This window comes from Ralstonia sp. VS2407 (assembly GCF_052950655.1).
This window is the reverse complement of sequence record NZ_JBRFVG010000023.1, coordinates 1-12,823: the sequence shown is the minus strand read 5'-3', so window position 1 is coordinate 12,823 and position 12,823 is coordinate 1. Positions and strand designations below refer to the sequence as shown.

General features: G+C 55.2%; 10 protein-coding genes. 2 read left to right on the top strand and 8 right to left on the bottom strand.

Annotation, left to right across the window (positions count from 1 at the left end):
* Nucleotides 1–61 precede the first annotated feature (61 nt).
* The 8 genes from ACU8YE_RS23130 to ACU8YE_RS23095 all read right to left on the bottom strand — a co-directional run bounded on the left by ACU8YE_RS23130 (nt 62) and on the right by ACU8YE_RS23095 (nt 11,236).
* On the bottom strand, nt 62–406 hold the full coding sequence (locus ACU8YE_RS23130; protein WP_446929709.1) for a hypothetical protein: 345 nt from the start codon (nt 404–406) through the stop codon (nt 62–64).
* A gap of 10 nt (nt 407–416) precedes the next feature.
* On the bottom strand, nt 417–2,726 hold the full coding sequence (locus ACU8YE_RS23125) for a hypothetical protein (protein WP_446929708.1): 2,310 nt from the start codon (nt 2,724–2,726) through the stop codon (nt 417–419).
* A gap of 13 nt (nt 2,727–2,739) precedes the next feature.
* The gene (locus ACU8YE_RS23120) at nt 2,740–3,528 is read right to left on the bottom strand and encodes a hypothetical protein (RefSeq protein WP_446929707.1); all 789 of its coding nucleotides are present in this window, start codon (nt 3,526–3,528) and stop codon (nt 2,740–2,742) included.
* 1,600 nt (nt 3,529–5,128) lie between these two features.
* Entirely contained in the window at nt 5,129–6,004 is an 876-nt protein-coding gene (locus ACU8YE_RS23115) for a TnsD family Tn7-like transposition protein (protein WP_446929725.1), read from the bottom strand.
* Nucleotides 6,005–6,259: 255 nt separating this feature from the next.
* Nucleotides 6,260–7,156 (bottom strand): hypothetical protein, encoded by an 897-nt coding sequence (locus tag ACU8YE_RS23110; protein WP_446929706.1) that lies wholly within the window; start codon nt 7,154–7,156, stop codon nt 6,260–6,262.
* Between the two features lie 1,527 nt (nt 7,157–8,683).
* Entirely contained in the window at nt 8,684–8,971 is a 288-nt protein-coding gene (locus ACU8YE_RS23105) for an H-NS histone family protein (RefSeq protein WP_446929705.1), read from the bottom strand.
* 294 nt (nt 8,972–9,265) lie between these two features.
* Nucleotides 9,266–9,946: an HAD family hydrolase gene (locus ACU8YE_RS23100; protein ID WP_446929704.1), complete on the bottom strand. Its 681-nt coding sequence runs from the start codon at nt 9,944–9,946 to the stop codon at nt 9,266–9,268.
* 15 nt (nt 9,947–9,961) lie between these two features.
* Nucleotides 9,962–11,236, bottom strand: a complete 1,275-nt coding sequence (locus ACU8YE_RS23095; protein WP_446929703.1) for an MFS transporter — start codon at nt 11,234–11,236, stop codon at nt 9,962–9,964.
* Between the two features lie 300 nt (nt 11,237–11,536).
* Here ACU8YE_RS23095 and ACU8YE_RS23090 point away from each other — a divergent pair, with 300 nt between their 5' ends.
* Nucleotides 11,537–12,571: a proline racemase family protein gene (locus ACU8YE_RS23090; protein WP_446929702.1), complete on the top strand. Its 1,035-nt coding sequence runs from the start codon at nt 11,537–11,539 to the stop codon at nt 12,569–12,571.
* 55 nt (nt 12,572–12,626) lie between these two features.
* The coding region (locus ACU8YE_RS23085) for an SDR family NAD(P)-dependent oxidoreductase (RefSeq protein ID WP_446929000.1) at nt 12,627–12,823 on the top strand (197 nt) is incomplete at its 3' end.

The window sequence follows — 12,823 nt, the reverse complement described above, 5'->3', positions numbered from 1 at the left end:
CAGCAAAACCACCCCAATTCGCTAAAGCAAACGCACGTTGAGCGCAGCCAGCAGCACTTTTCTACCAGCCAAGAATCTGCCGAGCCCGTTTCATTACCCAATCTTGTTCAGCTCCTGAGAAGTCCCACTCACCTCGCTGAACCTTCAGTGCGAACCCCTTGCGCGCGCGCTCTAGGCAGAGCTCTTGGGTCACTGCTGGATTCTCACCAACCTTGCGCGTGCAATACGTGGCGAACTGTTTCGCCAAGTCCTCGCAACCGTCGTACCGCTCAAGCCATTCGTCCTCGGTGAGTCCGGTGATGTACTGACCATTCACTAGCCGTACTGCGAGTTTCGGCTGTGCGCCGGGCAGGGAGGCCAATGCCGCGTCTCGCGGGAAATCAGCTGGAACTGTTCGGTTCGACATAGCACTCTCCTCATGGTCTATCGAGGGTTCGGTATGCGTCTTCCGCTTCTCTGGCCGCTGCGGCAAGTTCGTCTTCACCGGGCGGTTCTGTCGGCGCGTTGTCAGTATCGGGTTGCTTCCTTGGGGACGATGGAGACTGCCCGTAGGCGATGCGTTGTCGCTCATTCAATTCATCTTCGCGCGAAGCACTCCCATTCTGTTTGGCTTTGATCACGCTGCTGCCGACAGCCCCGGCATAGGGGTTCCCACGCCCTTGCTCAATAGCATTGAGGTTTTCCTGCTTGGTAGCTTGTAGCGTGCCGGAGGCTTTGGTGCGTTTCTTCTTGAGAATCTCCTCTCTAATCGACTCGTCGAAGCGTGCAAATTCATGTGCTTTCCATGAGATCTGTCCGAAGCGACGCTTGTCCGCTTCCACCATCTCAATGTCGAACACGTTTTCATCGCTGTCTTTGCACGATAGCGAATCGGAGAACGGCCGCGTTCGTTTGATGCCGACCATCAGCGGCGGATTTTTCCCAGGCAACTTTGAGTATTCATTCCAAAGAGCGATTAACTCGTCGGAGCTGTAGTCGGCATCCTTGTATGTGATAAGGCCCTTCCTGCAGCGCACGTACTTCCACTCTATGAGTGCATCAAACAGGTCTCTCTCCCTCCACACTCGGGCAGCTTGCCCACGGCGCAAAGATTGACAGTACCGATGTATCGAAACCGGCGTGATGCCCGTCTTTGCCGATCGCATGGCAGCGGAGCGAAGCTTGCGCTTGCTGTATGTAGTATTGACGTGATTGATCGCTTTCAGGAGAAGGCGCTCGAAATCGTCGAGTGCCATCGGTTTAGTGTTGCGTCGAAGCCTTCGTTTTATTGTTTCCAGCAAGCTTTTGTCTCGGGTGTAGCCTTTCTGCGTCTCTTGGGCCATCAGATAAATCATGGTTCTGTTCAATCGTTCACCCATGCCTTTCAGATCGCCTCGCGCACCAGGCGGATTGAACATGATCCCACCGAGCTGCTCTACCGAGGTACGGACGTCTTTCGCTTTGCCAGGCCCGTTGTCAACGAATACGCCGTCAATGTTTCCCGCCAAGATCCCGGGCAATGGCGTCAAGCCAAGCGATGCGGCGCGGTCATTCGCTATTGGAAGAATAGAAGCAATGATGCATCTGAGGTACGCTTCCTTTACCTCGCCTTTTAGCGATATCTCATAGCCGCGCACCCCACCCGACAGCCTCGACACGCCGATGACGACGCAGATGTCCATCGGTTCCATTTTTCCGTTGACTAAGGCCCCAACGGGAATCTTCGGTCGAAACCCATCGACGTCGAGTATCTCTAGTGCACCCTGCGTAAGGTCGCTTGAACTGCCTGTCCTGGAGTCAACGTACTGCGCTGTTGCCACGCGCCCTAGGCGCTTTTCCAAGAGCTTATGTTTCTGAACGATCCGCTTGTGGTGATAGTGAAGCTGACCATAGCTCAGAGCTTGCTTGGATCTCCCCTTTGAGTAGAATTTCTTGTTCAGTCGCTCAAGAGTGGTCGCCAGCGAGACCCCCTGTTCAGCCCATTCCTTCGTCAGCACCTCTGTCATTTGCTTGAGGTCTTTTGAGTCGAAGCGCTTGCGACGCTTGAATTCGACACCGTTCACACGTGCTCTCGCACGGTCCAATTGCTCTTCAAGCGATAGGGCGCCTGGCTTCGTTGCGCGTGCAAGGCGGATCTTTCCAGGTCCTCCTTGTAGCGGTGTCAATGTAAGCATGGAGTGCTCGCCACCGCCGTACCACATGTACTTCGTGAGAAGTTTCAACAGGAACGGCCGAAGGCCGGCGTTTGCCCCTAGTTGTTGAACCATCTGTTTGATTCGTTCTGTACGAATCTGAGGGTCCCAGAATATGTAGTCGTTGACAATGTAGTACGCCTCTTGTCCAAGCCCAGTTGTATCTATCATCAGAAGAGCGTTGACTAGCGCCAGGCGTTCCCTCATTCCAGCGCGCATGCTCTCTTGGAGCTCTTCCACCGGTGGCTGCATAAACCGAGGTCGGATTGGCCGAGGAGCAGGCACGACCCGCGTAAGCCACTCATCTTCGATCGTGAAGGAGGTGGGCATGCGGCATCTTGGGGGGCTGTCACCCAGGGTGATGGCTTGAGCGTGCAGTGTTCTTGAGTTGGGTTGCCACGCCACCGCTACATATGCCTTGCCGGGCGTATCGTCCGCCAGTGCGAATGCCGAGAACCGCTCCAAATTTGCCGGCCATGTTTCTCTGTGGAGTTCGCGCAGATGCGTAATCAAATGCTCATCGCCGACGGGGGGCAATATTCGAGCGACAGTCATTGATGGCTCCTCGCTACTCGTGTAGCAAATAGACGGGCAGATCGACCCGCATTGGGCGAACCGGATCTAGGCGTAGGAATCCAAAGCAGTTGGCGACGGCAAAGAGCTCAAATACGCGATCGGCCGGCATTCCAAGATATCGCGCATGCCGCGTCAGAACTGAATCGAGCGTTCCGCTCTGCGAGCAGGTCATGAGACGTGCTGCGAAGGTGCGTGCTTCGTCGTATCTCGTCCACACGTCGATGCTGGTGATCCATGTTCGCATCAGCGCGTGATTTCCCCACATCAGTTTGCCGAACTGGTCTCCTCGCAAGAGTTCCCATGTCCACCCGCGTCCGGCAAATTTGGCAAGCTCCCGCTCTTGTCTCTTCCAGTCTTGGTCAGAAAGCTGATGTCCAGCGTCCTTTATTGAGACACCGTGGTAATGCAGACGATTGTCAGGAGGGAGCACCAAAGTCAGGACAATGTCGTAGGTCATGACAGCGGAGATCGGCATGCGTGAACCACGTAGTCTTGCGCGGTTGTAGGCCTCTTGATCGTAGACGGGATACTGGTCTCGAATGTCCACAACATAGGGATTGAATCCGAACGCGAATAGCGGGCGCATCTCATTGAGAGACAGAGCCTGGTGAGACCGTCGAAATTTCACCGCGCTGAAGCTGGCTCGTGTTGCCCAACTCATGTCGGCTGCACTATGTAGTGGGACATAGGCGTGGCCGTGTGGCACTCCAAAGGCATCACGATTGGGCAACGCGACGTTCCGGGGCGTCACAAACGGCCCGTTCAGGTTCAGGATTTGCATGACCGTCGAAGAAACAACGTGTGGCGTTGCCAGAGGGCGTGCACCTCTTCATCCGTGAGCTGGTCAATTTCGTCTGCTCTTCCAGGTTGCCAACCAGGGACCAGTCCCGCGCGAATTTTCTCGGGCAGCTGCCGCCTATAGAACATCACCCACGTCTCGAGGTGCGTTTCAAGTGCCGCCGCCGTTTTAGGGGAGCGGCTACGCACCCTGGAATGCTGCCAAGAATTGCGAAGAGGGTGATCTGTCATCAAACGCTGCCTAGAGAGGCGATAGGGCGCGCCAGCCTGTTTCAGCGATTGCGCCCGCCGTTCGATGTGAGCGGCGGCAGACGCGTCCAGTGCTTGTGAAATATCTCCCTCGTCAAACTGCACGCCATGCGCACGAAGTCGTTCCCGCGTTGCAGCCAGTGCATTCATGGATGGCAATTGTGCGCGGAGGCTCCTATGGGAAAGAAATGGGTGTTTCTTACGCAAAGATTCGTAGAGTAGGCACGTCTCAGGAAGGCACTGAATGGACTGGGTCAACCAACGAGCCCTTGTTTCGGCACTATTTCTATGCTTTGTTGACTTGACGGAAGCTAGAGAGAGATCAGGAGCAGTAGTGGTCGAGTTGAGCGCAGACTCGATCTCCTCCCACTTTCCAAACATCGCAAGTAGTACGAATAGCGCGTGAAACGGATTGCGAAGAGTAGTTTGGCCGAGAAGGAAACCATTGACTCTCCTGCTTTTGAAAGGGAACCGAAGGCTGTCACCCAACTTGCCAAAGATTGGGCTCATAAACGTCTGAACATACCGTTCCCACTTTATTTGTCGCCCTTTCACAATCCCCAGTTCGCGCGCTTTCTGGCATACCAAGGCTGCAATGAATTGCCCTTCAGCGTGCGGTGCGAAGTCCGCATCTAGCAGACGGTGCCAGCCGCGTGCCAGTGCAAGCTCTAGTCTCTCGAATGTTTTGCCGCCGAGGTGTTCTCGTCGCCTTAAAGGCCCACCACATAAGCATTTGCTATGAGGTTCTCCTAGCGTAATTGAACCTCCGAAGCCGTGATAGCACGAGCCACACAAATCGTAGACTGCTGTGCCGTGCCTCGGGCACACGTGTACGTGCCGCATAAGTAGGTCGCGACGCCAGATTCGGTCTCCCGTAGGGGCGATGTCTTCGTCGAGGCAATCGAGGCAGACGCCGGGGCTCCAGACAGAACGGGCGAGGTCCCGATGCCTACTCGACATCAGGCCAAGTGTCGCCGTAATGCCGATGATCTCGGTGCCTGTGTGGTGGCGAAAGAGAAGGTCCTTGTCTGCTGACGAGAGGAACCGGCTGAAGCCAGGGACAAGTGTGTTGTTGGCTAGGACCGAATCCAGAGAGCCAACGCAATCACCCCAAAGTGGAACGTGCTCCTTGAGCCGTGTGGGTAAGAACCACGGCACGCGTCTATTTGGAGAGCCCAATAGTTGCTGCATCGGCGCTTGCAGCGCTCGGAAGCGTTGCCTTGAAATGAATCCAGCAAAAACCTCATCCTTGCAGATCGATGAGGCAGCCAACATGCCATTCAAAGCGTGGCCGTGAATTTGCATATGAAATTGACTCCAAAGGTATTGAAACGCTATGCGTGGGATGGGGGCACGATTGAGTTTTGCTCTCGGTCCTTTCTCGAGCGGGGTTGGTTGTTGTCAAACCATTGACGGTCGTTTCGGTAGAGCCACATCCATAGCGCTGATGCACTCGCGCGTATCGCCTTGCGGCTTCGTCCGGCCTGATCTGCTTGATGTGCGAGCCACAAACCTCGCATCTCCATGGTCCGCTGAACCCTTTTTTCTGGCGAGGTGACGCGTGAGTTTCGTCTTGTAGTCGCAGTCGCCGTTATGGGCGCTACGTATTCGATTCTCGAGAGAGCCGCGCGTAGAAGCGCTGCTCCCGTCGGGTGAAGAAGGTTTCTTGGGTGTTCAAGGTGCCGCAGCACCTGCGGTAGCAGGTTGCCTGAAGATAACCAGGTGTTGAGTCTCACATCCTCGAATCCTGCCGAGAACGTCGCGGTGACATCCTTGGTCAGCGCAGTCAGTCTCAGTTTTCCATCTTCTGCGACATAGCTGCGGTCGCGTAATGCTTTGCCTATAGCTTCCAGCGCACCGTAACTCGTTGCACTCCCGAGCAGCTCTGCAGAGGCGCTTCCTAGGATCACGCTATTGCTTCGTCGCGCCCTGTTTGACTGTGCGAGGAAAAGCAATTCATTCCTGCTGCAAGATGCGACGACTTCCAATGGACGCCGATGAGTAGGGCACCTTGTTAAGAACGGAAGGCAGTGCAGCGTCAAGGAGCAGCGTCTACCCGTCAGTTCGAGATTGATTCTCGAGCATTCCGGGCAGTCAATTCCGTAGCGATTGGCGCCCTGAAGGTGGATGGGTGGTACAGGGCAACATAGCCGCCCCGGATTTCCATCGCAGGCTTGCGTTGCGAGCCTTGTTGCCGCAGATGGGCGCATGCACCCAAGATAGAAGGGAAAAAGCGTTCTCTCGCTCAAGACCTTCAGCACGTCTCCATAGAAATCATCGGTCAGTGCGCAGAACAATCGCAAAGGACATGGCGCAGTCTGCAGAAGAGGCGCGCTGCTTCCAAGTGCAGCAGCTCGAATTTGCTGGATCTTTGGATGGAGCGTGGTCGTTGCGAGTGCTGCCAGAAGGCTGACAGCCGTCTCGAACGGTGCCGGGGCGTACAAGGTTTTGAACATCATCCGTTCCTAGGCGATGAGTTCTGGAGCGAGATGCGTCGATGACAGCTGGCTGAGCGACAGCCAGTCACCGTGTCGGATCAAACTAGGCTTCGTGTATCTGCCTCCCCTGTCGATTTGGCGTACAGCGGAAATTTCGCCTTCGTGCAAGGCGAGTGCGTTAGCGCCGTATGTCTGGAACATTTCGGCGTTGAACTTACGTACACCTAGGGACAGCAGTTGCAGCGCAAGGTTGGTAAGGGCGGATGCCAGCAGACCCGGATATCCCAGTGTCAAGTCATATGCTACGGCGGGGAACCATGGTGGCATCTCTGCAACTCCCGCTTCGCGCAGCGTTGCGTCGAATTGCGCTTTGCAAATATCAATCCAGTGTTTCTCTGATGCCTTCCGACTGCGGGTTATCTCGATTACCCCGTTTGGGGCGAGAGTTCCCGTTGCGCTGGATAGTTTGGACAACCCGAACACTGCGGCTCCTGGTGTAGCAAGACATAGCACCGGGATGCCAGTGGCGCGGGTGAACTGAGCAAGCGCTTGCCACGTCGAGTCCGATGCTCGTGCCATCGAGCGATCGACGCCAATGCCCTCCACGATGAGTAGGCCGAGGTTCGAGGCAACGCCAAGCGCAGCTATTGCAGAGGTGACACGGCTCTCTCGGAAGACCGGATTGCGAATATGGCTCGCATAGTTGGTATTGAAGGCTGCATCGAATGCTCCAACGAACGCGTGTGCAAAGCCGGATATCTTGCCTTCGACTGGCCACTGAACGCGCAACGATCTGAGTTGGAAATACTGGGCAAAGCCGGTACTGGTTCGCACTCGAGTCATCACGGGGCCGCGTCCGATAGCAGACTCGATCGCATCGGCGAGACAGCGTCGCCCCATGCGCACCGGCGCAGCGACCACCATGCCACTAGGCCGTGCTCGCGGAGCTATACCAAATCGAGATGGTAGTGTTGCAGTATGTCGAGTCGGTCTCGCATGGAGGAAGTCGACCGCGGCGATAGCGTAGTCGCGGTAATCGGCCGTGGATAGGTCTCTATCCAGATACGAACTACGCACTTGCGCCACGACTGCGATGAGGACACGTGCGTGTGTTGCGGTGGGGACGTAGATGCTGGCTGCGCGCCGCAAGATCCTTTCCTCGCGCGATGAGACGGATGCTCCGTCTAATCTCTGCTGATCCATTAGCCGCATAGCTTGAGAAAGACTTGGTATTGGCGGAGCGTTTGCCAGCAGGGGATTGTCATGAACCACCAAACCTTCTGAGGTGGTGGTCGAGAGATTCGGGTCTTTGCTGGAGGAATTTCTATCCACGGGCCTTGTAAGAATTGGGAGTGAAACAACCAGAGGGACGATTAAGGCTCGTTCAACCTGACATCAAGTTATTTGCAACTGTGCCGCAATGTGAGCAAAAGAACGAGAGGCCGGCATAGCTGCTGCAATGTAGAGATACGCGCCGCCGGATTGCTTGAATGGCATGTACCGCTTTTGGCAAAGCGCCAATAGATAGATCGGAAAAGATTCGTAATGGTTCGCGACCGATCGTCGTTGGATTGTCGAGGGTTCGAAAAAGTATAGGTCTCAAAGTTGGATTGGATGGTGTAAAGCCGGGATTTAATTTGTAACAGAATGATTTTAATTTGAATATTTGGTATTTATTCGATTGGTAAAGATGTTGGTTAGAAGTTCAAATTCCCAGCGTTGAGGGCGTAGATCTGCATTCTGAGATCTAATAGATCCATAGCATCAGAGGCTGCCCGCGCTCGCTTTCACTAAGTTGGCTCGAGCCAACCCGTACTTGGTGGCTCGTGAATTTCAGTTTCAACGTTGAAACTGTGTGGGCTATGGATCACTATCTGGGCGCGAAGTTATGAATGATCCACTGCGGTGACATAGAGGTGGACCAATCATCAATTCAGATATTGTTTGGTAGGGACGCTAGAGAGGGATGGGGGCGGTGTTTATTAATTTTTTGAATTAAGTGTATTACTTTTTTAAGTGTGCCATATAAGATCGTGCTGCCAATTAAAATCAATTAATACTTAAGGATGAATTTGCGGAGCCTGTGAAACTTCGTTTTATGTCAGGAATCATCAGTTCCATTGGGGCGTCCCGAGCAATTGTCGCGAAGTGTGGGCGCGGGTAATTGCGCATCGCACTCAATGAGGTTGCTGGGCATCTTGGCGCTCCTCCCGTATCGATCGCCAGAACGGGTGTTCGGATCTTTGAGAGGCCTCATCCGGCCGTACTCAGATGGGCCGGTGCGGGTAAAACGCTCGTTGCATTCAGTGGCCGCTCCTTCGTTTGGCGAGCAAAGGGGCGGCTCTCTAGGAGCTTAACTAAACACTCCGCCGGCAAGGAGCGATAGGCGCTGGGCGAAGGAAAATGAACGCATGGCCCATCTATATTGGGCCATGCTGCGTGGCTGCGATATTAGGCGATCAAGAACTTGTCGCGGTTTTTGCCGATCCATGCCGGAGCACGGCCACGGCCAGACCATGTAGCACCGGTCTTCGGATCTTGGTACTTCGCGGCAACGGGTTTCTTCTTGGCAGTGCGGCTACGCTTGGACAAGAGTCCGATGTCTTCTGCCGTCAGGCCATATTCTTCAACGATCTGGCGCACCTGTTGGATCACCGCTTCAAGTTCCTTGAGTCGAGCGCCTTCAAGCTGTTCTTCCAGCTTGGCCTTTTGAGCCAGCAGTTCCTTGTACGTCGCCACGTCGGTTCCTTATCGGGTTTTTGGAAATCCGATCATAGCGGGACACGAGCAATCAGGCTATCAAGAGGTTTTCGGTGGCGCGCGCAAACATTGCATTTCCCAAATCTTGATTGAGTCGGGCATCCCGAATGAAGTCGCCACGCAAGTGCACTGTGGCTGAGGCGGTGTGGCCACCCTGACCAGCTGTAACGATGGCATCGTCATCCCCGGCTTGCGTACCGTCCGTGCGAATGCACCTGCCAGAATGCCCGTGTCGTCGGTCAGTTGCACATTGCGTGCGCCGTCGGCTTTCTGCTAATTACCGGCCGAGTTCCAGATAGCGTCGGCCGCCGCGAGATTCGGTAGGACTACTGTTTCCGCCGCAAACGTGTCCGGTGCATCTGGATTAGCGATGCCTATGAACGGGATGCGAAGTGCCTGTGCTGCCCGAAGTTCAGTCATCGAATCGCCAATGGCCAACGCTTGATGCGGAAGCATCTGATCTCCCACGAGGATGGACAAAAATGCATCTTGTTTTTCGGTGGGGGCGCCGACGATGCTGTCAAAGTAGTGCGTCAATCCTAGCCGTGCGACGATCGTGTCCAGATCTCTCTGACTCGTGCCGGAGATCAGATGCAGCGATTGATGGCCATGCCGATTTGCAAGGAATGTTTTTGCTCCGGGAAGCAGGGGGCATGTATAAACGCGCGCCAGGAGCTGTTCACTGTATTTTGCAGCCAGCATCTTGACACGTGCTTCGTCTGGTTCGCGTCTGAAGACGTGTTCGTCAAAATGACGGAATTTTTGGACTCGCCCGACGCCGCCGTGGAGCGCTTGATAGCGCAATATCTCAGCCGCCTGCTGTGGTGTCAGAGCGCCGTCATACACGTCCAGAAACAACTCTGCCTTGAGTCGGGCGGAATCGAGAATGACGCCATCGAAGTCGAGCAGGATGCAGCGGACCTGTCGTAGGTCAATACTGCCGAGTACGTCCATTGCTTTTGTGCAGGCCTAGTCGGCGTCCTGCGATTTGAGGCGGATACCGAACGCAAATATTGCGGCTGCCATCAGCGCGAATCCTGAACTGATTAACAGTGCAGCAGAGAAGGATTGCGTGCGATCCACGATGACACCGGTGATAACGGGGGCTGCAGAGCCGCCAAGGTAGCCCCCGAACGTCAGCACGCTCCCCATGGTTGCGACAAGCCGACTTTTAACCATGACGCCGACCATAGCCCACGTGCCAACATTCGCGAAATAGATCGAGAACAAGGCTCCCGAAATTGTCGCGACGGCCATTGCGGGGGTGTGTGCGCTTGCCGCCGCGAATGTGAACCCTGCTGCCAGTATCAAACCAGCACACGTTGGCAGCTTTCGGCTGAGCGACACGCTGGCGCCTTTACGAGTCAAGAAATCGACACACCAGCCGCAGCAAAGCTGACCAATCGTCCCAGCTGCATACGGAATCGCTGCAAGCCAGCCTGTTTTAGCGATGCTCAAATGCTGCTCGTGCTCAAGATATGCTGGCAGCCACGACATGTACAGCCAGATCATGTAAATCACACCCGCAGAGCCAAAGATCATCGCGATGGTGTTGCGCTGTGCAAATAGGCGGCGCCACTCATCAAAGCTCACGCGAGACAGGGTGTCCCGGGCACGGGATTTTGGATCCGTTGGTGCTCCCCGATAGAAGAGGAACCACGCGATGGCAAGAGCGATGCCCAAGGCGCCAAGCGTCATAAACATCATGCGCCAGCCAATCGCAATCATCAGGACGGTCAGCACCGGGGGGGCCAGCGCTGGTGCAATTGTGCCGGCCACCAGAAAGAGGCTTGTTGGCTTGCCACGTTTCTCAGAGGGGAACCATTCGCTGACAACTTTTGCGCAGGCCGGGTAGTGGGGGGATTCTCCGATGCCCAATATCGCGCGGCCAATGAGCATTTGCGTGAAGCCGTTCACTAGACCGCAGCAAAACTGAGCCACCGACCACAGCATTAGGCCGCAACCGAAGATCAATCGGGCGCCAAAGCGGTCGAGGATGAGGCCTACGGGCAACTGTGAAAACGCGTACACCAACGAAAACGCCGACATCAGCATCCCCATGGAGGCCGCGGACAGGTTCAGTTCGGTGGCTACCAAGTGGTTGGCGACGGACAGTGCGCTCCGATCAAGGTTGTTAATGAGTCCAGCGCTAATCAGGAAGGCGAGGGCGACACGGGAGCCCCGGCGATATGCATGACTGTCCGTCTTTGGGGTAACGGCTATTGTCGAAGTGTTTGCACTCATATACGTCTTTCGGAGATCCACAGCCAACAAATGTAAAGGATTACATGATAGGTGTGAATGGGAAGTGCGCTTACTAGGGAAAATACTGATGCCGTCTTCGTGGCGGCCTAGAGGCCGCGACGTGGTGGGCATGTGACTTGTAAATTAGCGCAACTCTAAGGGGCAGCCTGAATGTAATGCTTTACATTTTTTGTGATTGGCGAGAACATGGATGAAGGAGTGGCTTCAGCGCGCAGAAGTGGGTCACAGGTGCGCCGCTAGGTCTTCGATCAAGATGTATCCGGCTAACGGAAGGCTTCGATGAACTTGAAACGTATGGTGAACGTCGTCGGTGTGCATACCGGCGGCGAGCGAAACGATGTTGTGACGGGCGGCGTATTGGACGTCCCAGGTAATTCGGTCTTCGAGAAGATGCGTTACCTCGAGACTCAGGGCGACGATCTACGAAAGTTTCTGTTGCAAGAACCTCGGGGCAGCGTGACGCAGTGCGTCAACGTTGTACTGCCTCCCTGTCACCCGGAAGCCGACGCTGGCTTCGTGATCATGGAATCGGAGTTCTACGTTCCAATGTCGGGCAGTAACACCATCTGCACCGTTACAGCATTGCTTGAGACCGGCATGCTTCCCATGACCGAGCCCTACACAGATCTAACGCTCGAGGCACCGGGAGGCTTGGTTCGCGTTCGCGCTGAATGCCGGGATGGCAAATGCGTCAGCGTGCGTTTTTCCAATGTTCCGTGCTTCGTTTTTGGTTTGGATCAGTTCGTCGAGGTACCGAAGATTGGCACGCTCAAGGTCGACGTGGCCTATGGCGGCATGATCTACGTCCTGGTTGATGCGAATGATCTCAAGTTCGAAATCAAACCGGATGAGGCCGGCGATATGGTTGAAATTGGCGAGGCAATCAAGGCTGCGGCGGCCGAACAGATTCCCGCAGTTCATCCGGAAAATTCCGAAATCCACACGATCAACCAAACGCTCTTTGCCGGACCGCTCGAACGTAGCCCAACGGGCTTGCGTTCGAAGAACGGGGTCATTGTCTCGCCAGGGCGTCTTGACCGGTCGCCTTGCGGTACGGGAACCAGCGCGCGTTTGGCCGTCATGCATGCACGAGGTCAAATTCAGGTCGGCGAAAAGTTTACGCATCAGTCGATCCTGGGTACCGAGTTCATTGGTGAGATTGCCGAGACCTTGCAAATTGGAGACAAGCAAGGCGTCCGCCCCATGATCACAGGTAGCGCCTGGATTACAGGTTTCCACCAATACGTGTTGGACGCTTCAGATCCACTCCCTACTGGGTACACGCTTAGCGATCTTTGGAAGAAACGCAAGTAAATACCGCTCGCGGCTTATGTCGCCAAAAGAGTGTTGCTCCCTTGAGAGATATGTAATGCGATTGGAAGGAAAAGTAGCGCTGATCACAGGCGCTGGAGCAGGTATCGGCGCGGCCACGGCGGAGTTGTTCGCCAAGGAAGGCGCGCGGGTTGTCGTGGCTGACCGCGACTACGTTGGGGCCTGTACGGTGGCGAAGGCCATCGGTGAGCAGGCGTTTGCCGTCGAGGCAGATGTCACGCGTAGTGAGCAGGT